The sequence below is a fragment of the Nonomuraea sp. NPDC023979 genome, from assembly GCF_040639085.1.
GTDB lineage: Bacteria > Actinomycetota > Actinomycetes > Streptosporangiales > Streptosporangiaceae > Nonomuraea > Nonomuraea ceibae.
In genome coordinates this window covers 78,544-100,287 of the sequence record NZ_JBEZZG010000003.1, presented here as the reverse complement: position 1 = coordinate 100,287, position 21,744 = coordinate 78,544, and the positions used below count along the sequence as shown (strand labels likewise).

General features: G+C 64.9%; 24 protein-coding genes, 1 tRNA gene and 1 pseudogene. 9 read left to right on the top strand and 17 right to left on the bottom strand.

The window, feature by feature from the left end; translation table 11 throughout:
* Both AB0G11_RS06865 and dcd read right to left on the bottom strand, forming a co-directional pair.
* Positions 1–618, bottom strand: coding sequence for a DUF47 family protein (locus tag AB0G11_RS06865; protein WP_219516885.1), 618 nt, complete (start codon positions 616–618; stop codon positions 1–3).
* A 159-nt stretch (positions 619–777) separates the two neighbouring features.
* Positions 778–1,353, bottom strand: coding sequence for a dCTP deaminase (gene dcd, locus AB0G11_RS06860; RefSeq protein WP_219516870.1), 576 nt, complete (start codon positions 1,351–1,353; stop codon positions 778–780).
* 112 nt (positions 1,354–1,465) lie between these two features.
* Here dcd and AB0G11_RS06855 point away from each other — a divergent pair.
* Positions 1,466–1,536, top strand: a tRNA-Gly gene (locus AB0G11_RS06855).
* A gap of 105 nt (positions 1,537–1,641) precedes the next feature.
* Here the strand turns inward: AB0G11_RS06855 and AB0G11_RS06850 are convergent.
* The 8 genes from AB0G11_RS06850 to AB0G11_RS06815 form a co-directional block, all read right to left on the bottom strand.
* Positions 1,642–2,985, bottom strand: coding sequence for a site-specific integrase (locus AB0G11_RS06850; RefSeq protein ID WP_357584448.1), 1,344 nt, complete (start codon positions 2,983–2,985; stop codon positions 1,642–1,644).
* Positions 2,985–3,191, bottom strand: coding sequence for a helix-turn-helix domain-containing protein (locus tag AB0G11_RS06845; RefSeq protein ID WP_225271124.1), 207 nt, complete (start codon positions 3,189–3,191; stop codon positions 2,985–2,987). The genes AB0G11_RS06850 and AB0G11_RS06845 overlap by 1 nt, the downstream gene beginning before the upstream one ends.
* 12 nt (positions 3,192–3,203) lie before the next feature.
* Positions 3,204–4,733: a replication initiator gene (locus AB0G11_RS06840; RefSeq protein WP_357584948.1), complete on the bottom strand. Its 1,530-nt coding sequence runs from the start codon at positions 4,731–4,733 to the stop codon at positions 3,204–3,206.
* Between the two features lie 29 nt (positions 4,734–4,762).
* Positions 4,763–4,915 carry a hypothetical protein gene (locus AB0G11_RS06835; RefSeq protein ID WP_219516852.1) on the bottom strand — a complete coding sequence of 51 codons (153 nt, stop codon included), beginning with the start codon at positions 4,913–4,915 and terminating at the stop codon, positions 4,763–4,765.
* A complete protein-coding gene (locus AB0G11_RS06830; RefSeq protein WP_357584446.1) occupies positions 4,912–6,309 on the bottom strand; it encodes an FtsK/SpoIIIE domain-containing protein in 1,398 nt (465 codons plus the stop codon). The genes AB0G11_RS06835 and AB0G11_RS06830 overlap by 4 nt, the downstream gene beginning before the upstream one ends.
* 90 nt (positions 6,310–6,399) lie before the next feature.
* Positions 6,400–6,699: a hypothetical protein gene (locus tag AB0G11_RS06825; protein ID WP_219516843.1), complete on the bottom strand. Its 300-nt coding sequence runs from the start codon at positions 6,697–6,699 to the stop codon at positions 6,400–6,402.
* A gap of 270 nt (positions 6,700–6,969) precedes the next feature.
* The gene (locus AB0G11_RS06820) at positions 6,970–7,383 is read right to left on the bottom strand and encodes a plasmid replication, integration and excision activator (protein WP_357584444.1); all 414 of its coding nucleotides are present in this window, start codon (positions 7,381–7,383) and stop codon (positions 6,970–6,972) included.
* Between the two features lie 256 nt (positions 7,384–7,639).
* Positions 7,640–8,371 (bottom strand): GntR family transcriptional regulator, encoded by a 732-nt coding sequence (locus AB0G11_RS06815; RefSeq protein WP_246646640.1) that lies wholly within the window; start codon positions 8,369–8,371, stop codon positions 7,640–7,642.
* A 791-nt stretch (positions 8,372–9,162) separates the two neighbouring features.
* Here AB0G11_RS06815 and AB0G11_RS06810 point away from each other — a divergent pair.
* Positions 9,163–10,032 (top strand): DUF5919 domain-containing protein, encoded by an 870-nt coding sequence (locus AB0G11_RS06810; protein WP_219516828.1) that lies wholly within the window; start codon positions 9,163–9,165, stop codon positions 10,030–10,032.
* Positions 10,029–10,853: an inositol monophosphatase family protein gene (locus AB0G11_RS06805; RefSeq protein ID WP_219516826.1), complete on the top strand. Its 825-nt coding sequence runs from the start codon at positions 10,029–10,031 to the stop codon at positions 10,851–10,853. Before AB0G11_RS06810 ends, AB0G11_RS06805 begins: the two co-directional genes overlap by 4 nt.
* A gap of 1,035 nt (positions 10,854–11,888) precedes the next feature.
* Here the strand turns inward: AB0G11_RS06805 and AB0G11_RS06800 are convergent.
* Together AB0G11_RS06800 and AB0G11_RS06795 are read right to left on the bottom strand one after the other, a co-directional pair.
* The gene (locus tag AB0G11_RS06800) at positions 11,889–13,037 is read right to left on the bottom strand and encodes a tyrosine-type recombinase/integrase (RefSeq protein ID WP_357584442.1); all 1,149 of its coding nucleotides are present in this window, start codon (positions 13,035–13,037) and stop codon (positions 11,889–11,891) included.
* A complete protein-coding gene (locus AB0G11_RS06795) occupies positions 13,034–13,222 on the bottom strand; it encodes an excisionase family DNA-binding protein (RefSeq protein WP_246646644.1) in 189 nt (62 codons plus the stop codon). Before AB0G11_RS06795 ends, AB0G11_RS06800 begins: the two co-directional genes overlap by 4 nt.
* Before the next feature lie 476 nt (positions 13,223–13,698).
* Here AB0G11_RS06795 and AB0G11_RS06790 point away from each other — a divergent pair, with 476 nt between their 5' ends.
* The 3 genes from AB0G11_RS06790 to AB0G11_RS06780 all read left to right on the top strand — a co-directional run bounded on the left by AB0G11_RS06790 (position 13,699) and on the right by AB0G11_RS06780 (position 15,609).
* Positions 13,699–14,283 (top strand): hypothetical protein, encoded by a 585-nt coding sequence (locus AB0G11_RS06790; RefSeq protein ID WP_219516810.1) that lies wholly within the window; start codon positions 13,699–13,701, stop codon positions 14,281–14,283.
* Between the two features lie 730 nt (positions 14,284–15,013).
* Positions 15,014–15,244 (top strand): DUF433 domain-containing protein, encoded by a 231-nt coding sequence (locus AB0G11_RS06785; protein WP_103961631.1) that lies wholly within the window; start codon positions 15,014–15,016, stop codon positions 15,242–15,244.
* A complete protein-coding gene (locus AB0G11_RS06780; RefSeq protein ID WP_188195486.1) occupies positions 15,241–15,609 on the top strand; it encodes a DUF5615 family PIN-like protein in 369 nt (122 codons plus the stop codon). Before AB0G11_RS06785 ends, AB0G11_RS06780 begins: the two co-directional genes overlap by 4 nt.
* A 221-nt stretch (positions 15,610–15,830) precedes the next feature.
* On the opposite strand, the gene AB0G11_RS06775 is transcribed toward AB0G11_RS06780, so the two are convergent.
* The gene (locus AB0G11_RS06775) at positions 15,831–16,220 is read right to left on the bottom strand and encodes a hypothetical protein (RefSeq protein WP_357584440.1); all 390 of its coding nucleotides are present in this window, start codon (positions 16,218–16,220) and stop codon (positions 15,831–15,833) included.
* 321 nt (positions 16,221–16,541) lie between these two features.
* Positions 16,542–16,694, bottom strand: a complete 153-nt coding sequence (locus AB0G11_RS06770) for a hypothetical protein (RefSeq protein WP_219516807.1) — start codon at positions 16,692–16,694, stop codon at positions 16,542–16,544.
* Positions 16,695–16,744: 50 nt separating this feature from the next.
* On the opposite strand from AB0G11_RS06770, the pseudogene AB0G11_RS06765 reads away from it, so the two are divergent.
* Positions 16,745–17,152, top strand: a pseudogene (locus AB0G11_RS06765) (DUF5919 domain-containing protein).
* A gap of 59 nt (positions 17,153–17,211) precedes the next feature.
* Complete coding sequence (locus tag AB0G11_RS06760; protein ID WP_219516805.1) at positions 17,212–17,982, top strand: inositol monophosphatase family protein; 771 nt, start codon at positions 17,212–17,214, stop codon at positions 17,980–17,982.
* A 320-nt stretch (positions 17,983–18,302) separates the two neighbouring features.
* On the opposite strand, the gene AB0G11_RS06755 is transcribed toward AB0G11_RS06760, so the two are convergent.
* From AB0G11_RS06755 to AB0G11_RS06745, 3 genes are all read right to left on the bottom strand, one after another.
* Positions 18,303–19,007 carry a hypothetical protein gene (locus AB0G11_RS06755; RefSeq protein ID WP_357584439.1) on the bottom strand — a complete coding sequence of 235 codons (705 nt, stop codon included), beginning with the start codon at positions 19,005–19,007 and terminating at the stop codon, positions 18,303–18,305.
* 391 nt (positions 19,008–19,398) lie between these two features.
* Positions 19,399–19,707, bottom strand: coding sequence for a tyrosine-type recombinase/integrase (locus tag AB0G11_RS06750; RefSeq protein ID WP_357584437.1), 309 nt, complete (start codon positions 19,705–19,707; stop codon positions 19,399–19,401).
* Positions 19,708–19,751: 44 nt separating this feature from the next.
* Positions 19,752–20,027: a hypothetical protein gene (locus AB0G11_RS06745; protein WP_219512632.1), complete on the bottom strand. Its 276-nt coding sequence runs from the start codon at positions 20,025–20,027 to the stop codon at positions 19,752–19,754.
* Positions 20,028–20,760: 733 nt separating this feature from the next.
* On the opposite strand from AB0G11_RS06745, the gene AB0G11_RS06740 reads away from it, so the two are divergent.
* A complete protein-coding gene (locus tag AB0G11_RS06740) occupies positions 20,761–21,126 on the top strand; it encodes a DUF5713 family protein (RefSeq protein ID WP_357584435.1) in 366 nt (121 codons plus the stop codon).
* The last annotated feature ends 618 nt before the right edge of the window (positions 21,127–21,744 follow it).

The window sequence follows — 21,744 nt, the reverse complement described above, 5'->3', positions numbered from 1 at the left end:
TTAGCTTTCCTTGACCGCGATCGACTCGATCGTGTTGGCCACGTGCTCGAAGGCATCGGCCGCCTCTTCCAGGGCGTCGATGACCTCCTTCATCTTCATCACCGTCAGCGCGTCGTACTCGCCGCTGAAAAGCTTGGCCAGCAGCCGGCGGTAGACCTGGTCGCCCTGGTTCTCCAGGCGGTTGACCTCGATCCAGTACTCGTTGAGGTTCTTCATCGAGCGCAGCCTCGGCATGGCCTCGGCGGTCAGCTCGGCGGCCCGCTCCAGGACCTCCACCTGCCGGACGACATCTTTGGGGAGATGATCGATCTGGTAGAGGACGATGAGGTCCGACGCCGCCTCCATGGCGTCCATCACGTCGTCGAGGTTGGAGGCCAGCCGGTAGATGTCCTCGCGGTCGAAGGGAGTGATGAAACTCTCGTTGAGCCGGTTCATGATCGCGTGGGTGCGTTCGTCCCCGGCGTGCTCGCAGGCGCGCATCTTCTCGGCCAGGGCCTCCCGGTCCGAGCCGTCGCTGATGATCTCTACGAGCAGGCGTGATGCTGTGACCAGGTTGTTCGCCGAGTCGGCGAACAGGTCATAGTAGCTGTCCTCACGTGGCGTGAGACGCAGGCGCACGTCGTTCTCCAGATGTGCGGGGATGGTCCGTGGAAGAGGGTACGGCTTACCAGGCAAAATGCGAACTTCATGTCCCCTTCTCCTAGTCGCTACCCTCCGTATGCTGTACGACACCGCGGCCCAGAGTACTTTGAGTGCCTTTTTGTCACACAGGCGGGGCTAGATCCGGGTGCGATGAAAGTTGCGGAACGACCGCGACGGAGTCGGCCCACGCTGCCCCTGATAACGGGACCCGTACTTCTCCGACCCGTACGGGAACTCCGACGGAGAGCTGAGCCTGAACACGCAGAGCTGCCCGATCTTCATCCCCGGCCACAGCTTGATCGGCAACGTGGCCACGTTGGACAGCTCCAGCGTGACGTGCCCGCTGAACCCCGGATCGATGAAGCCGGCCGTAGAATGCGTGAGCAGACCCAGGCGGCCCAGCGAACTCTTGCCCTCCAGCCTGGACGCCAGGTCGTCGGGCAGCGTGATCACTTCGTAGGTGGAGGCGAGCACGAACTCGCCCGGATGCAGGATGAACGGCTCGTCCCCCGACGGCTCGACCACCCGCGTCAAGTCAGGCTGCTCGACACTGGGATCGATGTGCGGATACCTGTGGTTCTCGAACACCCGGAAAAAGCGGTCAAGCCGGACGTCGATGCTGGACGGTTGGATCATGTCACGATCGAACGGGTCCAGCGCGAGCCGCCCGGAGTCGATCTCGGCCAGGATGTCGCGGTCAGATAGCAGCACGGTCAGCAAACTTACCTGGTGATCCAAAGTGAGGCTCGAAACTGGGGCTCGGTTGGCTTGGTGAAGTGGGTGCGGTTTCCGGTACAGTGGTGGCCGCGGCTTCGGGCCGTACGCGGGTGTAGTTCAATGGCAGAACATCAGCTTCCCAAGCTGACAGCGCGGGTTCGATTCCCGTCACCCGCTCTCATCGTGAAAGCCCAGGTAGACCGAGGGTTCGGTACCTGGGCTTTGGTTTGTCCTAGGGCTGTTGATCTCTGCGTGCCATTAGCGTGCCATTAGGGCTTGTGATCACCCGGTGGGAACCAGCAGGCCAGGCGGGTTGTCGTCGTCCTCGTCGCGTGCCCGTTCGTGCCCGATGAGGTGCTTGTCGATGGCTTCGGTGATCAGCTTGTCCGCGCCCCGGACGGCGTGCTGGTAGATTATCGCGGCGCGGACGTTGTCGTGTCCCATGCGTGCCATGAGGTCCTTGAGACCCGCGCCCGAGTCCGCTGCGATCATGTTTCCCGTGTGACGGAGATCATGGAAGTGCAGTTCCGGAACGCCGATCGCTCGGACGGCCTCCATCCAGCCAGAGAGCTTGTTGAAGCCGCTCCGACGCATGGGGCCGCCCTTGATCCCAGCGAAGACCAGCGCTCCGGCCTCGGGCTTGACGTAGAGCCGCAGATGCTCCTTCAGGGCGGGGATGATCGCCTGCGGGATACCGACGATGCGCCTACCGGCCTTGGACTTGGGCGGACCAAGTACCAGTTCCCCGGTGGAGCGTTCCACGTAGGCCAGGCGTACGCGGGCCGTACCCGCGTCGAGGTCGAGGTCCGCTCGGGTCAGTGCGGTGATCTCGCCCCATCGCAGGCTCGCGAACGTGGCCAGGAGCACGAAGCCCCGGTAGCGCCGATCGTGCGTGCAGTCGGCCTGCCCGGTGTCGATCATCCGCCACAGCGCCCGCTCGGCTTCTGCTCTCGTCGGAAAGACCTCCGGGTAGGTCCGCATCTCGCCATATCGTTGGAACCGGATGCGGTGCCCCTCACCTCTCTTGAGCCCTCGGATGCTGCCCACTGGGCGGCGCCCGACCTTGTCCGCCAGTTCGAAGACCTGCCCCACGGAGAGGACCGGTCGTTCCTCGGCGTGCTCGTCGCCGGCCCCGCGGATTCGACACGGGTTACGAGAGATGATCCGGTCGTCCTCGGCCGCCGTCATGAGCACGGCACGGAGGAGGCGGTACGCCTTGGCCGCCATGCTGACCGAGACGCCCTTGCCGAGCAGGTCCGCCCGCCACTGCCGAATCATCGCCGTGGAGAGCTTGCCGAGCGAGACGTTGCCTAGATACGGCGTGATGTGCTTCTTGAGCAGCCAGCGATAGAGGTCGATCGTTCTCGGTCGAAGCCCCGCACGCTGGTCGATCCAGGTTGCCGAATACTCTGCGAGCTTGACCTTGGCCCGCTCGGGGTCGGTCCACGTCCCGGCGAGGATCTTTCCTTCGATCAGAGTCAGCGCCCGGTCGGCGTCGCCTTTGCGCTCGTAGGTCTCCTCACCAGTTCTGATGCGCCCGTCAGGTCCGGGGTAGCGGATCTGGAACCGCCCCGAGGGCAGCTTGCGAATGTTGCCGAAACGACGGTGGTTCTCCTTGTTCGCCATCAGGCGGCCCTCCCGGTTGCGTCGAAGGTCGTCATGGGTGCGACGGTCCCGGCGACGACGAAGGCGATCAGTGCGGACTCTCGGATGCGGACGTGCCGCCCGACCTTGACGAACTCGATCCGGCGTTCGGCGATCAGTCGGCGGACGAAGCGAACCGAGGTGCTGAGCAGTTCGGCCGCTTCCGGGACGGTGAACAGTTGGTCCAAGATCTCCTCCTCTCAGGCTGCCTGCGGAGTTGCCGAAAGTTCTTCGAGGCGTCTCAGGTGGGCGCGCCATCGCTGCCGTTCGGCGATGGACCTGAGGAGCCGGACGCCGATCGGAGCGACCTCGGGATCGCCCGGCCTGACCGGTTGCCAGACGTAGCGGTGCGGGTCGGTGGGCTCGTCGGCCTGGCCGAGCGCTTCCAGGACCCACGTACGGCGGTCCTGCTTGTGTTCGGCGAGGGTCTTGTTGCTCCACTTGCGGGAGACCAGGACCCGGCGACCGGCGTAGCCGAGGTGTTCAGGCTTGTGTGCCTTGGATCGGCAGCAACCGGGAACCATCCCGGGCTTGGCGTTCTTGGGCTGCACGCCGTACCGGAGCCAGTTCGGGCAGGTGGGCGAGCACGGCTCATAGCGCAGGGCATCGATGAAACGGGCCGCGTGCTCCCGCTGAGCCTGACCGTCCAAGGTCTCGCCGAGGCTCTTCGTCAGGTACTTGGACAGGTACCGGATGCACTGGTCGGCGTCCGGCGACCCGGCGAGCACACCTTTCACGTCCACCTGATCGCCGAAGCGGATCACGTGCATGGGCTCGTCGCCGAGCTGGTCGAGAGCTTCGTCCCAGGTGGGCAGGACCTCGCCCGTGTCGGGGTCCACGTAGCCGTCGTTCCAGATGGGCAGGCGGTCATCCTCGAAGCGGGCCTCATCTGCCTGAGGCCACCAGACCTGGTGGTAGGTGGCCGCCGCGATCTGCTTCATCTCGGCGCGCGGCAGGGTGCCCCGGACAGCCATGTGCAGGTGCGGAGCGAGCCGCTTCTGAGGTTCCACCGTGGCGAAGTACTGCACGTCATAGCCCGCCACGCGGCGCAGGTTCTGCACGAACCGGTCCACCAGCTTGGAGAAGTGCAGCGCGTCACGGGCTGCCCGAACGTAGTCGTACGTGCCCGGATCGATGGGAGCGCCGTTCATGACCTTGCCGTAGCTCGGCAGGGTGAGCGTGACGAACAGCGAAGGCCGGTAGGTCCTGCCGTCCGTCGCCTCGAAGGTCCGGCCCAGAGTCGTGCTGGCCATCTTCCGCTTGGGCAGGTCGGGTGCGTCCTGGCGGCGCTTGGTCGAGCGGACCCGCTTGGCTCCCGTACGACCCAGCACGTTTCCGCGCATCCCGGCCTCGTTGATCTCGATGTCGAGCCCGGTGAGCACGGCGTCCAAGTCGGAGGTGTCGCCGCTGGCCTTTTCCTCCGCGTCGCGCTTGGCCTGCATGTCGGCCCGGAACTCGACGAGGCAGCGCTGCCCATCGGTCGCCTCGTCGGGCGTGATGATCGGCTCCTCATCGAGGTGCCATCCCTCCCGGCACTGCGCCATCCGGAGCTGCCGTTTGCGCTTGGCGCACGGAGGACACTTGCTCTCCAGCGGTGAGCCGCACGGGACATCGACGACCTCGGACTTGCCGGTCGTCATGTCCAGCCGCCTGAGCGCGACGGGCCGGATGCAGACGCCGTGAAGCTTGGCAATCTCCTCGGCCACGTCGCGGGCGAGCGGCTGGGCCATGCGGACAGCGCGCGGGGTCTTGCGGTCGGTCAACGGACCTCCTCTGCGATCTCGGGGAACGTGAGCGCGGTCTGTCCGCACTCGGCGCACTCGACCAGGCCACGCATCGGGTCGAGCCACAGGGCATTCAGCGCGGCGCACGAAGCGCAGCGAAGGCCGTCGAGGAAGTGAGCCAGTGTCATCGGACCTCACCGACCATCGCGCGGATGTCGTCGTCGGAGACGTACGCGGCGCGGACGCGGATCGGATCGGGACTGGCCTCCAGCCGCACGTATCCGACGCCAGCGCCACGTTCCGGACGAGGAGAGATGCGGTCGGCCAGGGCACCGTGATCTCGTGCGCCGTCACCGAGCACCATGTCCACCTGCTCCGACTCGTCGAGCCGGAGGGCGATCTTGTCCGGGAAGAGGTTGCGGATGTTCATGACCTCCTTGCGAGGGTCCTGGAGAGCCGCCAGGACGCCCACGCCGACTGCGCGTCCCTGAGTGGTCAGCGTGGCCAGAGCAGCGGAGATGCGCTGCCTGAGCTGCCTGTCGGACTGGTAGGCGGTCAGGAACGCCACCTCGTCGACCACGACCAGGACGAAGGGGTCGTCGAGAGTAGGTGTGTGGGACCGCTGGACCCCGGCGAAGCGAGCCGCACGCTTCTGCATGACGCTCACCGCCTCGTCGAGCAGGTCAGCGCAGTCGGCAGGATCGGCCGCGTACCGTCCGCCGAAGAGAGCCTTGCCGTACGACAGCTCCATCAGCTTCGGGTCGAGCGCCCAGATCTCGACCAGGCCCGCGTGGATCGCGGGTATGAGCCCACGAATCGCCGACCAGATGATGGAGCCCTTGCCTGCGCCTGTGGCCCCAGCGACGAGGACATGAGTCCCATGCAGTCGGAGGAGCCACGGCGAGCCGTCCTCCTGCCTGCCGATCTCGACCGGTCCGACCGTCGGTGTGTCCGGGATGGGAAGCGCAGCCATCGGCGTGGCAAGCGGATCGTGACGTGGAAAGGTCAGCACGAGCTGACCGGCCTTGGCCACCGCCACCCGGCAACTCTCCGACCCGAAGCCGTGGGACAGGTTCTCGATCCTGTCGGACCAGTCCTTGGCCGCCTGGCCGTCGAGCATGCGGACCGTGAGCCTGTCGGCCCAGGAGTTCGAGGTCACCTTGACCAGCCGAGGAACGTACTCCCGTCCGCGTATGTGCCGGGCCAGCCCGGCGACGGTCATGACCGGCTGCCAGTGTCGCCGGTAGATCCAGAACCAGCGCGCGAAGGCGAGCAGTCGCCAGCCGATCCATCGCACGAATGTCGGCCGGTCGAGGACCGCCCAGGCGCCCAAGGCGACGAGAGCCGGAACGACGAGCAGCAGCGCAGCACGCCAGCCGTACACCAGGCAGAGACCGGCGGGAACCGCGATCACCGCCAGAGCGATGGGGTGCCGCCAGGTCAGCCGGAAGAGGCCGGCCACGAACCGGGCGATGAAGATGACCAGAGTGATGACGGCCGGGGTCTGCACCACGGCCGGTTTGAAGACCACCGCCGTGTCTGGCGTGGTCGAGACGATGCGGTGCGGCTCGTCGCCGGGCATCCTCGGGTGAAGTCCTTCCATGCATGTCGCGTGTGTGCGGAAGACCGAGGGGCCGCCGGAAGTTGCCGCTTCCTGCGGCCCCGCTGAGCATCAGGCCGCCTCGTCGTTGGCCTCGTGTGACTCACCGCCGTGAAGTCGCTCGCAGTCGGCCAGGTACCGGGCGGCGGCGTTGAAGATCGTGCGAGCAACGGTCAGGTCGTCGTCGGTCACCGGCCCCGAGGTCGAGACGGTCACCGAGGCGTCCGAGGTGTCGAGGTCGAAGCAGGGCTTGCCGTTCTCCCCGAGCCAGGCACGCGCCCGCAGCTCCGCCGAGCAGAAGGCGATGCTGAACCGCGACGGCTTGTCGGGACGCATGGAGACGGTGACGTAGGTGTACGGGCTGAGCGTCATCGACCCGCCACCCCCAGCCCGTTCGCAGGCCGTGGAACATGCGCTCCACCGCTCCGGCGAACATGGCGGCCTCTCGCGCCAGAGTCCGAGCGAACTCGACGTCGTCGAGGGTGACGTGATCGGTGGCCGACGTGGTGACGAGCACCTGCGTACCGCCGAAGACGAGCCCCAGGACCGGTGAGCGCTGCGGATACGGATGGTTCCGCACGTCAGCGCCCTGGCCGACCTTGAGCGCGATCGTGCTGCCCGGACGAGCCTTCTGCCGCCTCATCACGCCGCGTCCTTCGCAGCGGCCTGCGCCTTCCCGGCCGGACGAGGAGCACGCATCTCGCGAACCTTGATCGAGTACGCCAGCCGTCCGGCCTGGTTGACGTAGGGCGTTGCGGTCATGTGGTCGAACTCGACCGGCGTGAACGGCAGCCCGGCCATCGGAGCCGGAGGAACCGGCTGCACCGGGCTGAGGATCTTGACGGACACGGTCTTCTGAGCCGCCTTGAGCGTGGGGTCGGCGTCCATGACGCTGACCTGCCAGACGAGCTCTCCGCTCTGCTTGTCGCGGGTCTGGACGAAGCGCCCGTTGGTCGAGGCGTCGAAGTCCTTGACGGGCTCGACCTCACCCACGACGTAGCAGCCGTGCGGGAAGACCATGTCGAACGTGACGGGGATGGGACCTTGCAATGCCATGAGGCTTCTCCTAGCGGGTCGTCTTGTCGCTAACTCGTCTTGTCGAGTTGTCATGAAGGTACCCGCAGCTCAGGGACTTGACAACACGAGTTAGCGGGATTTCTTCAAGATCTTTATAGTGCTAGGAGAAATGCGCACATAAGCCACGTGGCGAACCGGATCAATTCATGACATAGCAAGGAAAGCAGTAATGCGGAGAATGTCCCGGCTTAGGCCGAGTGTTGCGAAATGGGGGAGCTGTGGGGCAGGTTCTGAATCAGAGCGAGTAGGAGTCTTCCAACTCGTGAAGATCGCCCGGCAGCACTAGATCCACGACAAGCACGGGCCGTCCGCCGCCGTTGAACACGCTGGCCAGCACTCCGAGAACCGGCGCGCTCTTGCGTATCTCCATGAGCTTGGCTTCGTCCGTCGAGGGGTGCCGAGCGCTCAGCCGTTCGACGACGTGTTGCAGCTTGAGACCCTTGCTCTCTCGGAGATGTTCTCTGATGCCGGCGTGAAGAGGCTCCGCCTCGCCGAGCTGCGTTCCCTCAGCCTGATGCACCGGACACCACACGGTGAACAGGTCTGTCGGACGCTCGTCATCGCGGAAGAGAACACGGCGCCGTACGACCGTGGATCCCTCCGGCACGTCCAGCAGTTTGGCGACTGCCGCGGAGGCCGCCACGGGTCCAGCGTCGATGACCGTGCTGTTCTCGTCGGCTTCCACGCGATCCAGGACGGCCCGTCCCGGACGGGGGTTCTGGCTGGACGCGCCCGGTGGAGCCGCCTTCACGAAGGAGCCCTTGCCATGCTCCCGCTCGATGACGCCACGGAGCTGGAGAACTTGGAGGGCGCGTACGACCGTTGGACGGCTCACCTTGAAGTCTCGAACAAGCTGCGTCTCAGAGGGCAGCAGAGAGCCAGGCGGATAGGTCCCGTCCGCGATCTTCTGCCTGATCGTCTGCACGATCTGGGCGTACTTCGGTGGCGCGAACTCTTCAGAGGACATGACGACCATCCAACAACTCGACTTGTCGTAAAGCCTAGTTGGAGTTGGACAGCCTGTCGCCCCCTCTGCCATAGGAAGCGTACGGACTGGTGGAGGGACTGTCCGACTGCGCTACGGCAAGCCCCTCCACCAGCTCCAAGACACGACGGTTCAGCACCCCTGAACTCGCCTCCCGTCGTGCCCGGCTATTGAGCCCCGCCGTCGAGAAGGGCGACCCAGACTTGACACGCTTCCTTGTAGCGCCAGCGATAGGTCTCGTGAACCCGCTGCACGACGCGGTCACGGCGCTCGGTCCGGAGGATGTAGAAGAGACCGGCCTCACGACACAGCTCGTAGACCACGTCCTCGCAATCGCAGGTGTACGCGACCACCCGAAGGGAGTCCTGCTCCAGTGCGGCCTCCCGCCATACCAAGCGCATACAGTCCGTCCGAGGTGGGGCGACATGAGGAGCGAGGCAGCCAACGTAGATGTTCACAGCAGCGCACCCGCCTGTCCGGTCCCGTTGCACCGCCAGCAGTCGTCCTGGTGGCGCTCGTCGATGGCGGCGTCGGCCGGATACTCAGCCGCCACAACGCTCTGGCGAAGGCTGACGTACTTCCAGCCCCGTCCTGAGCAGGAGCTACATGGCGCAGTCATGCAACGAGGATTGCCCGAGGACATGTCGCGTCTCGATCGCTCCCGGATACCGTCTGTGATCGACTCGTTTCTTCTCGTCTCCTCTTTGTCTCGTCCGAGCCCGTCTCTGTCGCTAATCTGGCCTCATATGGCACCCCGGCCCGAGGCACGGATCATGACTGACCAGCCGATCCTGTTGAAGACCCTCCTGACGCAACGCCATTGGCAGACGTACAGCACGTTTTGTAAGGAGTACGACAAGGCGGCCAAGAAAGTGGACCCGTCGTTGCAGGGCGGCTGGCCGAGCCGGGCGCAGCTCCACCGCTGGCTTAACGGAGAGCTCAAGGGCTTGCCGTACTCGGGCCACTGCCGTGTCTTGGAGGCGATGTTCCCGGGCAGGTCGGCGCATGACCTGTTCGCCGCGACCGCCGTCGAGATCCCCGCGCAGAGATCAGATCCGGAGCCAGCGAGAAGCGCCGGCCCCGCAGCCGCCTGTGCCCTGCCACAGATGGCTGATGTGACTGCCGTCTTCAGTAGCCGCTCGGCCTTCTCCTCTGCTTACCCGGCTTCGTCGCTGTTCGACGACGCGAAGGAGATCAACGCGGCAGGCCTCTCGCTCAACATCCTGTGCCAGAGCTACCCCGATCACCAGCTCAAGCGTCTGCTCGACTCCGGCACGCGCATCCGCTGCCTCTTCCTCGACCCGAAGGGCCAGGCGATCCGCGCCCGCGAGGCGGAAGAGGGCTACACCGACAGCACGCTGACGACCCTCACAGCGCTCAACATCAGCATGCTCACCAGGTTGCGCGATCGACTGGACACCACGTCGGCCCAGCGCCTTGAACTCCACGTCTACGATGAGACGATCCGATTCAATTTGATCATCGTGGACCGGGCGCTGTGTGTGGTCCAGCCGTACCTACCGCAGGCACGCGGAGTCGATTCACCTACGTTTGTGATCACGGACAACACCGCTGAAGAAGGGCTGTTCCCAATCTTCGACCAGGTTTTCAGGGATATGTGGGAGCGGAGCAAATCTGTATGACCATCGACGCCCGGACTCTCCTCCCCATCGCCGAACGAGCCGTGTCGATCGCCAGCGAGATCATCCGTACCAAAGCTCCCGGTGTCGTCACGGCCAAGGGCGATCGGGACATGGCGACGGAGGTGGACTACGCCGTAGAACAGGCCGTACGGGAGTTCCTGTCCCGCGAGACACCCGAGATCGGATTCCTCGGCGAGGAGGAAGGCGTCAGCCACATGGGCGACGGCCTGATGTGGGCGCTGGACCCCGTGGATGGAACCGCCAACTTCCTGCACGGCATCCCGCTCTGCGGTGTCTCTCTCGGGCTGATCGACAAGGACACGCCGGCACTGGGATTGATCGACCTGCCGTTTCTCAACCTTCGCTACTCGGCAGCCGAGAATGTTGGCGCTAGCGCCAACGGATCTGCCATCAAGGTGAGCGACGCCCGCGAGTTGCAGACCGCGATCGTGGCCCTCGGTGACTATGCCGTAGGGGACAACGCCGATGAGCGGAACCGGCCACGGCTTGCCCTGACTCAAGAACTCGCCGCTCGCGTCCAGCGCATCCGGATGTTCGGCTCAGCCGCGATCGATCTCGCCTGGGTGGCGGACGGCAGGATCGACGCCAACATCATGCTCAGCAATAACCCGTGGGACACCGCAGCAGGAGTCGTCATTGCCCGAGAGGCAGGAGCGACAGTGGTTGATCTCGACGGTAGCCCACACAGCGTGACCGCTTACGCGACCATCGCAGCAAGTCCCAAACTCGTGGCCGACCTCGTGGAACTCATCGCTGAGGCCCGCAAGGCCGTGGCGCTCGACCGGAATATTGCCGAATAGCTCTTGTAGGTATCAAGGGCGGCGCTGCGCGCCGCTGCGCGCCGCCACGCGGCCCGCGCACGCCCGCACGCTGCGCGTGCGGCCTGGGGGCCGTTCTCGCGCGCGGACGTGCGCGGGCCGCTCTCAGCCCTCAACAACTCGCCAAAACTCCAGCCAGTAGCCCTGGCCGCTCGTATCCTCCGCCACATCCGCGAAGACATCGCCACGCACCTCGATAGTCCAGATCTCCCGTTCCGGTCCAAGGTCCGCCCGACACCGCGGACACTCCTCAAGAGTCCCCTGAATCGAAACGCGCCCGAGCCCTGGCTGCCCTTCCTTTCGTCCCCGGCTCGCCCAGTCCACGGGGTCGCCGATCTCGTAATCCGTCAAAGTGAGAGCCCCGAACCGGAACTGGAGCCACCAGCGATCCCGCACCCCACAAGCGGGGCACTCAAGCTGATCAGGAAGTCGTAGGCGGTTGAACATCCCCATAACGCGACATGATCACACGATCAGCTCTCCTCCGAAAGCCGTAAGCCTCCGGCGGGGGCCGCTCTGGCTCCGGGGTGATCGCCGCGCAGACCTGAGGCCCGAGAGTGGCTGAGGAGGAAGCCTGATCACCCCGCCCGCCATCGACCCGGGACAAGCCGAGCAGACCAGGGCCACGGGTACCAGATCGTTCGTCCAGTGGGGCGCTCCATCTGGTACCCGTGGCCCTGGCCCGCTTCCCCTTCGGGCGGGACGACGGCAGACGGGGTGATCAGGCGGGCAGGGTGCGCGCGGCGCGCAACAATCCCCAAGTCATGGGCTGAGGTCGTGCCATTAGCGTGCCATTAACCCCGGCAATGAGGGGTCAACCACGGTCACTCACGACCACCCCGGCAACTCCGTTGACCAGGCAACCCGGGGTCCAGCGCCCGTGATCGCTGCAATTCCCAAGCTGACAGCGCGGGTTCGATTCCCGTCACCCGCTCTCCGAACGAAAAGCCAGGTCAGGGATGAGTTCCCGACCTGGCTTTGATCGTTTCTAGCACCGTTTTCGATCTTCCGTGCCCGTTACGTGCCCGATCCGTCTGGATCTTGTTCTTCCGGCTCGGGCTCTTCCGGCTTCAGTGCCTCCTCGGCGAGCTTGCCGAGAGCGTCGGCGATGGCTCGGTCTCGCTCCATCGCGGTGTGCTGGTAGATCAACGCCGCCCGGGTGGACGAGTGTCCCATGCGGGTCATCAGGTCCCGTAGAGTCGCGCCGGACTGTGCGGCGAAGGTGTTGCCCGTGTGACGAAGGTCATGGAAGTGGAAGCCGCTGAGCTTGGCCTTCTTGAGCGCCGCCGCCCATGCGCGGGTGAAGTCCGCGCGTCGGAGCCTTGCGCCCTTGGGGCCGACGAAGACGTGGCCGTGCTCGCCTTTCTCGGCGTACGTCTCCAAGTGCTCGCGGAGATCCGGGAGCAGTGTCGCCGGAATGCTGACGATGCGCTTGCCTGCTTCCGACTTGGGAGGGCCGATGGTCACCGAGCCGTCTTTGAGTTCGGTGGTGGTCCCGACGACACGAATGGTCCCCGCCTTCGGGTCGAGGTTCCTCCGCTGGAGTGCGGCCAGTTCGCCCCATCGCAGGCTGGCGAAGGTGGCGAGCAGGATGAGCATCCGGAATCGCGGCTCGATGGCACCGGCCAGGGTGAAGACCTGCTTCATGGTCAGGACGGGCCGCTCGGGTGACTCCTCCTTGCCCGCTTTCTTGATCGTGCAGGGATTGGACTTGATCAGCCCGTCCTCGACGGCGGTGTTGAAGATGGCCTTGAGGAGCCTGTACGCCTTGGCCACCGTGACCGGTTCGACGCCGTTGTCCAGAAGCTGCTTGCGCCACCTCCGGATGTTCGCGACCTTGATCTCGCTCATGGCGCAGTTGCCGAAAGTCGGAACGAGGTGAATCCGGAGAAGGTCCTCGTAGAGCTGGACGGTCTTGGGGCGCAGCCCTGGGCGCTCGTCGATCCAGGCAGCGCCGTACTCCTTGAAGCTGACCTTGCCGAGGTCTGGGTTCAGCCAGTCGCCGGCCAGCAGCTCCGCCTCCTTCTTGGTCAGCCAGATCTCCGCTTCCTTCTTCGTCGGGAAGGTGTGCGGCGCGGTCCGGTCCACACCGTCCGGCCCTGGATATCTCGCCTGGAATCGTCCCGAGGGGAGTTTCCGAACGCGTCCGAATCGTCGCTTGCTCATGCCGCCCTCCATGTGCGGGTGGTGATGGGATGGACGAGTCCCGCCGCGATGAAGTCATTGAGCGCGGATTCGGGGATGCGGACCTCGCGCCCCAGGCGGACGAAGGTGATCCGGCGTTCTTCGATGAGCCGCCGGGGGAACCGCTCACTGGTGCCGAGCCGTTCCGCTACTTCGGTGACGGTCAGAAAGGCGGTCAGCAGCTCGCTTGGAGGCGTTGGTCATGCCGCCCTCCCTTCCGTTGCCGAAAGACTTTGTTGTTCAAGCGGCGGCGCGGCGCGCCGCCGTACCCCCGGCCCTCCGCCCGCCCGCCGTCCGGGCGTGCGGCCTGGGGGCCGGTCCCGGACGGCGGCGGGAACCGGGCCGGCCACCGCACGCCGGCCCCGCCGTACCAATCGAACGCACCGACCGGGGTTGCCACGCCGCCGCGCAGATGCAGCGCTACGATCGCCACTGCATGGCCGGTCGCCGTTTGCGCTTGGGGGCGATCGAAGGTCCGGGGCTTCGTTCCTTAGCCCCGGCCCACTGGGCCACGTGGCTGATCGCCCTGCAGGAAGGCATCCCAAACTGCCGGAGGAGTAGCGCTCGATAGGGCTGCGTACTACCAACGCCGATAGGGTGGCGAACTTCATCCAACCGACGGAGTTCGAAGGAGTGCCGGGAAGTGTGGCATGGCCTGTGGACGGTGGTAGACGAATCCGATCGAGACCAGTGGGACTACGCGCCACTTGAGCGTGTCGGCCCATTGCGCTTCGGTATGAGCCTGCAGGAAGCGATCGTCGCGATGGAGACACAGGGATACACCTCCGAGGCCGTCTACCAGGTTGGCAAGGTCGGCCCCTTTGAGCAGTTGCGCACACAATTCCGCGCCGTAGACGCTCCCATGTACCGAGAGGAAGCGCCGGGCATCCCCCGAGTGGACATCGAGGGCTACTACGTCGGCCCTATGGGTCTGACCTGCGTAACTGTCGATGCCTTGTCCGGGCCCCAGGTCTCGTTCGATGGGATCCGACTGGTAGGCCGGCCGCCTTCAGAGCTCTCAGCCGAGCTCAGCACCTACCTGGAGAAGACCGGCAGGGAAGTAAGGATCACCCCAGACGGGGACATCGGCTCAGAAGAGCTTGGGGTATACCCACGCCCGCAGCGAGCCGGCGACGTTCTGCTCACCCGGCTGGTATTTGGCCGACCGAACGACTGGGCCAACACCATGTACGACTGCATTCCGGCCGACGAGTGGCGCGTGCACTAACTCTCTCGTGTGGGACAACGCTCACCGCATTCCATCTTGTGATCCGGAGTATGCGCGGAATGATCACGAGGCATGTGGCAGGTGATATCGCCCCGCCGCAGGTAGGTGGCCATGTGAGACCGGCACGCGCGACGCCCTGTAAAGCCGTCGGCACTGCCGACGGAATCCGTCAGAACGCATGGCCGGTTGCAGTTCTCATCCGTTCACCGACGAAGTTTCATGCAGGTCAATCGCTGGTGTTGGTCCAGATGAGATGGCATGGAACCATGATCGGCCGAGCTTTTAATCCGCATGTTGGATATCCGCTGACTTCCAAGACGCCTTCGCCTCGCCAGTGCCCCGCCGCGCCGCCATACGGCTCACCAAGCAGGTACGAGGGCGGGCTTGCCAGCGGATCACCACAAGTATCGGCGGCTCACACGGGCAGTGGCAAGTGCGTGCCCGTTGCGTGCCCGTTCGGAGAGCGATCAGCGGGGAGTCACGAGGGCTCACGGTCACTCGACGGGCGGATGCCCAGGTCAGCGTTTTCCCTGGTCGGAGGGCATGATCTTGAAAGAGTTCCCAAGCTGACAGCGCGGGTTCGATTCCCGTCACCCGCCCACAGAAAGCTGAGCCAGGCCTCTGACACTGGCCGTTTCCTTGATCTTCCTCATCTCTCTTCATGTCGCCGTGGTATCGCGGTCGCTAGCACAGGTGCGAGCTGGCAGTATCGAGATGGAGGGGAGACACCATGAACTTCGATCGGATCACTGTCGAGCCCGACAAGCTCGAAGGCAAACCGACCATCCGAGGGCTGCGGATCACCGTGGAGACGGTGGTACGGCTTGTCGCGGCTGGATGGACCTTCGATGAGATCTTGTCGGACTACCCCGACCTCGAACGCGAGGACATCAAGCAGGGGCTGGAATACGCAGCGGCCTCCACGAACGTCCACTTCTACCGCCTCCGAGAGCCGGCGTGAACTTCCTGATTGATGAGAACCTGTCACCGCGCGTCGCTGAACTGCTGGCGAAGGCCGGTCACGATGCGGTGCACGTGCGCGATCTCCAAGCGACGAGTGCGCCGGACTCCACGATCATGGCCCTTGCCATGGCGGACGACCGGGTCATCGTCTCGGCGGATACAGACTTCGGCGCGCTTTTGGCTCAGGCCCGTACCACCAAGCCCTCGGTCATGCTTGTGCGGGAGATCCTTGAGCTTCGACCGCCTGAGCTGGTGAATATCATCCTTAACCACCTTGATGTCCTCGACCCTCACCTGTCTACGGGTGCGATCGTGGCCTTTGCCCCCGCAGGCATCAGAGTGCGAGCGCTCCCGCTCCGTTGAACAAAGAGCATTTGACCGCCGTGCCATTAGCGTGCCATTAAGCGCGGTGACGAGGGGTCAACCACGGTCACTCACGGCCGGCCTCAGCTCCAGGTCAACGCGTCTACGAGCCAAGATCCCTGCAATTCCCAAGCTGACAGCGCGGGTTCGATTCCCGTCACCCGCTCCAAGCAAAGGGTCAGTTCAGGGTCACAGTCCCAGGCCCGAGCGTGGCAGTCGACTCAGTCCAGATCCTGTCCGAGCGCGAGAATACGATCAGCCAACTCCGCTGTGGTCACGTCGCCATCAGGTTCAACGCTGATGGGCGTGGCTCGGCCATCGGCATGGATCAGCCAAGCAAGAACTTCCTCAGTCACTGGCGTACCGTCGTATCCCTCGTTCCAGTGAGCACGCCATCCACCTCCTGGGATGACGCTCACAACGCGCTCTCCCTGTTCCAAGTGGGAGAAGTCCGGCCAGTCGGTGACGGGGCGCAGCGCACCTCTTTGGGGATCCACTACCAGCGCCACCCCAGTGGCAGAATCCCATGCCTCCACCGGTCGCATGCGTCCGGTCTCGGTTTCCGTCCCGGAGAAGATCGCAGTCCAGCCCGTCTCGCTGAAGTACCGCATAGATCAATTTTCGCACTACTGCTCCCTCCGAGGCCAAGACAACTACAGACAGCAGGTTGGGCATCCCGTGCCCGTTGCGTGCCCGTTCGGTCGGTGACCAGAGGGAAGTCCCGGGGACTCACGGGTACTTGACCGGCATACGGCCAGGCCAGCGTTCCCCTGCTCAGAGGCCGTGATCGTGAAAGAGTTCCCAAGCTGACAGCGCGGGTTCGATTCCCGTCACCCGCTCTCATGGTGAAGGCACAGGTGGGGATGTGAATCCCGACCCGGGCCTTGATCATGTCTGGGCTGGTTCGATCTTCACGGGCCATCAGCTCATGATCACCCTGCCGGGACCAGGACCCCCGCAGGCCCTTCTTCGTCGTCATCGTCTCGTGCTTCGAGTTGCCGATTGATGGCGTTGGTGATCGCCGCGTCGGCGCCCCTGACCGCATGCTGGTAGATCATCGCGGCCCGGACGTTGTCGTGTCCCATCCGTGCCATGAGGTCCTTGAGACCTCTCCTCCGCCTACCCCGCCTCGGCCCTGTTCGACACCGCGGAGGAGATCAACGCCGCAGGCCTCTCACTCAACGTCCTGTGCCAGAGCTACCCGGATCACCAACTCAAGCGACTGCTCGACACTGGCACTCGAAGCCGGTGCCTCTTCCTCGACCCGAACGGCCAGGCGATCCGCGCCCTTTAGGCAGAAGAGGGCTACACCGATGGCACACTGACCACCCTCACAGCGCTCAACATCACCATGCTGACGAGGCTGCGCGATCGGCTAGACACCGCCTCAGCCCAACGCCTCGAACTGCACGTCAACGACGAGACGATCCGCTTCAACATCCTCATCGTGGACCGGATGCTTTGCGTGGTGCAGCCGTACCTGCCGCAGGCCCGCGGAGTCGACTCACCGACACTTGTGATCAAGGACAACACTGCGGCGTAGGGGCTGTTCCCCGTCTTCGACCAGGTGTTCAGAGATATGTGCGAGCGGAGCAAACCCATATGACCATCGACGCCCGAACCCTTCTCCCTATCGCCGAACAAGCCGTCTCGATCGCCAGCGAGATCATCAGAACCCGGGCGCCCGGCGTCGTCACCAGCAAGGGCGACCGCGACATGGCGACCGAGGTGGGCTACGCCGTTGAGCAAGCCGTCCGCGAGTTTCTGACGCAGGAAACACCCGAGATCGGATTCCTCGGCGAAGAAAAAGGAATTGCGCACACTGGCGACGGTTTGATGTGGGCGTTGGACCCGGTGGACGGAACAGCCAACTTCCTGCACGGCATCCCACTCTGCGGCGCGTCTCTCGGCCTCGTTGACAAGAACGTGCCCACTCTCGGGGTGATCGATCTGCCATTTCTCAACCTCCGCTACTCGGCAGCCGAAGGAGCCGGCGCCCAAGCCAACGGGACCATAATCCAGGTCAGCGAAGCCCGTGAGCTGGAAACCGCCATCGTGGCCCTCGGCGACTATGCAGTCGGCGAGAACGCCCACGAACGAAACCGCCCCCGCCTCGCTCTCACCCAAGAATTGGCCGCACGTGTCCAGCGCGTGCGAATGTTCGGCTCCGCGGCGATCGACCTCGCCTGGGTGGCGGACGGCAGGATCGACGCCAACATCATGCTCAGCAACAAACCCTGGGACACCGCAGCAGGGGTCATCATCGCCCGAGAAGCCGGAGCGACGGTGGTCGATCTGGACGGCAGCCCACACAGCATGACCTCTCACGCCACCATCGCCGCCAGCCCCAAGCTGATAGCCGACCTTCCGTAGATATCAAGGCGGCGGCGCGGCGCGCCGCCGCACCCCCGGCCCTCCGCCCGCCCGCCGTCCGGGCGTGCGGCCTGGGGGCCGGTCCCGGACGGCGGCAGGACACCGGGCCGGGCATCGCACGCCGCCCCGCCGTGCCAACCGAACGCACCGGGCGAGGTTGCCGCGCCGCCGCGCAGATGCAGCCCTTTCGATCGCCACGGGGTGGCCGGTCGCCATACGCGCTTGGGGGCGATCGGTGAGCCAGGGTTCGTTCCTCACCCTGGCTCACCGAAAAGCGTGGCTGATCACCGTCGCCGGACTCGCGAGAGTGCTGTTACTGATCAAAAAGGCGGCTCATCGCTGAAGTACTCCGTCCTGTCTACGAGCGAAGCCGTCTCTTCGCCCCATGTACCGAGACCACATAGCGCGATGTGCCGATAAACCCGGTTCGAACTGGCAGCCAGGACGCCGCGCACGATGGGCGCAAGATCGGCTTGATGACCGGTGAGTTCCGGGGCGTCCAAGAGCGGGATGGCAGCGGCGATGGCGGCCTCCCGGACGATGAGGTTGGCGTCTTGAAAGAACGCGGCCACGGCCTGGAAAGGCGCTGGACGGATGGCTCGGACCGCCATGAATTCCGGGCTCTCCTCAGGAGAGAAGCCAGCGCGGAGCCACGTCGCTTCAGCATCGTTACCGACTTCGTCGGCTATTGATCCCAACCAGTCCAGCAACGCCTGGCGCAACGGGTACCGCTGGCCGCCCTCACCGCCTGGTATCAAGGTGTCGGTGCGCGAATCGCTGAGGATCGCGGCGACGTACAGGGCTGCCGGGACAGTTGCCGAGTAGAGAGAGTTCTGATGGTGCACTGGATCGTTGAGGTGATCGACAGCTCTGGCTTGCGCCTCTGGAACACCATCGAGGAGGTCGGTCAGCGCGATCGGGGTATCCTCGGCCGGTCCCAAGACGTGTTCGAGCGAGGCCCAATCGGTCTGCTCGGTCAACGCAAGCGGATCTGACAGGGAACTGATCCCATACTTGATCGCCACCTTCGTAGTATGGCCCGTGCCTCTACTGACGGTGGACCGTTGTTCCAGCTAAGGATGCTTCACCTTGACCCGCAACGCTTCGGGCCGAGTTGGCGCCGACGAGGTGATCAGGCGACTGGAGTGCGCGCACTGCGCAAAACACCAGGCCGTCGGCCGATCGTCAGGCCATTAGCGGGCCATTAAGAGGGGTGACAAGGGGTTAACCACGGTCACTCACGACCGGCCTTCCGCCCAGCTCAACGCGCCAGTGGGCCGTGATCGATGCAGTTCCCAAGCTGACAGCGCGGGTTCGATTCCCTTCACCCGCTCTCCGAACGAGAAGCCAGGTCAGGGATGGGTTCCCGACCTGGCTTTGATCGTTTCTAGCACCGTTTCCGATCTTCTGCGCCCGTTACGTGCCCGATCGGTCTGGACCTTGCTCTTCCGGCTTCAGCGCTTCCTCAGCGAGCTTGCCGAGAGCGTCCGTGATGGCCCTGTCTTGCTCCACCGCGGTGTGCTGGTAGATCAGCGCCGCCCGGGTGGACGAGTGTCCCATGCGGGTCATCAGGTCCCGTAGAGTCGCGCCGGACTGTGCGGCGAAGGTGTTGCCCGTGTGACGAAGGTCATGGAAGTGGAAGCCGCTGAGCTCGGCCTTCTTGAGCGCCGCCGCCCATGCGCGGGTGAAGTTCGCGCGTCGGAGCCCTGCGCCCCCACACCGCATGCGCCGAACGCGCCGACCGAACGCCGCACCGCCGCGTGACCAGGTCAGTCGTCTACATCGAGCAGCCCGGATGCCTCCGGGAACGCCTTCAGAAACTCGCGAAACTCAGGCTCAGACTCCGACTCCGCCCTCTCGCGGATCAGCGCGATCAATCTGAGTCGATCCTCGGCCGGCAGCTGACTGAACCTGTGGCTCATCCACTCCAACTGCTCCAGCGCGTCATCAGGATCGACAACCGAGTCATCCGCCGATTCCAGGAACCACGCCAGATCCACAACCAGCCCGGCCAGATTTCGGACCAGCGTCTCGTCTCCGTGCATCAGGTGATCATCTCCGAGAATGCGTTGCCGGACAATACGCCTCCGGCGGGGGCGCAACCGCGCTCCGGCTCCGGGATGATCGCCGCGCTACTGGGCGGGGGCCGTAGGTGGCTGAGGTGGAAGCCTGATCATCCCGCCCGTCATCGATTCGGGACAAGCCGAGCAGACCAGGGCCAGGCGGCAAGGTCGTTCGTCCAGTGGGGCGCTCCGCCTTGACCCCCTGGCCCTGGCCCGCCTCCCCTGCGGGCAGGTCGACGGCAGACGGGGTGATCAGGCGGGCATGGTGCGCGCGTCATGTGAGAGACGCCAGGTCGCAGGCTGATCGCCGTACAGTTAGACAGGGTGACGAGGGGGCAACCACGGTCACTCGCGACCCGGTTTCAGCCCAGCTCAGAGCCCTCGCGTGCGGTGATCCGTGCAGTTCCCAAGCTGACGGCGCGGGTTCGATTCCCGCCACCCGCTCTCAACTGCTTCGTCTTCGCTTGTCAGGCGCTTCGCGCCTCATGCTGCTCACGCTGTGTTTCATGGGGCTGCGCCCCTGGTCGAGGGGCTGCCGCCCCTCGAGCTCCCCGGGCCGTTGACCGGTCGCCTGGGGTCATTTCGTATGGGCCCGTTGGATAGGTGTCCGGCAACCGCATGGCCATCCGGCCTGCGCACTCCACGTCGCCATCGTGCTGTGGATCGATGAGGAAGCCCTCGTTGTCGGTGGTGTGGTGCAGTATCAGCACACCGAATGACGGCGAGACAGGAGATCAAGGTGCCGCCCACCAACCAGCAGATAGCCGGCCACGCCTTTCTCAAGGGCATGTACCAGGACGGCTACTACCCCGACCACGTCGTTGACAAGGGCAGAGGGATCCTGCTGCGGTTGTGCGAGCGCATCGAGGCCGATGGGCCATCGGATCTCGCGGCACTGTACGCACTTACCCATGCGGCGACAGAGGAGTTCAACGAACTGGAGGCGGAATTCGAGGCGGCTGACAGCGAGATCGAGACCGTGGCTCGCGAGGTGATCGCCGAGGACTTCTGGTTTGTGGCGACGGCCTACGGCTTTTCGGACGCGGACGTAGAAGAGTTGATCGCGACCCGCGATTGGTGACGCAGCAGCCCCCGGCCAGGGGCGCATTCAGGAGTGGACACCGAGGCCCCACAGTGGAGGTCGAGCGCGTCGGACCAGTGCCGGCCGCGAAGGCCGCGTAGAGGACGACGCTGTTCTAGAGCGGATAAGAGCCTCCAGCTCGTGAAGGTCGCCGGGCAGCACCAAGTTCACAACGAGCGCAGGTCGCCCTCCGCCGTTGAACACGCTTGGCAGCGGCCCAAGGACTGGTGCGGTCTTGCTGACGCTGAAGGGTGTCGGGCACTCAGGCGTTCGACGACATGTTGAAGCTTGGTAAGTCGAGTGGCTTCGCAACCGGGGCGGGCAGGCCAGAGGCCCAGCGTCGATAACTGAGCAGTTCTCCTCAGCTTCCACGCGGTCTGGGACAGCCCGTCCAGGCCGAGCGCTCTGTTCTGCCGAGCCGGGTGGGGGCGCCTTCACAAAGGATCCCTTTGCCATGCTCCCGCTCGAGAAGCCGAGCAGACCAGGGCAACGGCAGACGGGATGATCAGTCGGGGCGGGTGCGCGCGGTGCGCGGGCGATGCTTCCGTTCCCAAACCGTGTCATGAGAAGCTGCGCTGATGATCCGAACCGGGACGTAGGAGTCGATAGTGCGCAGGA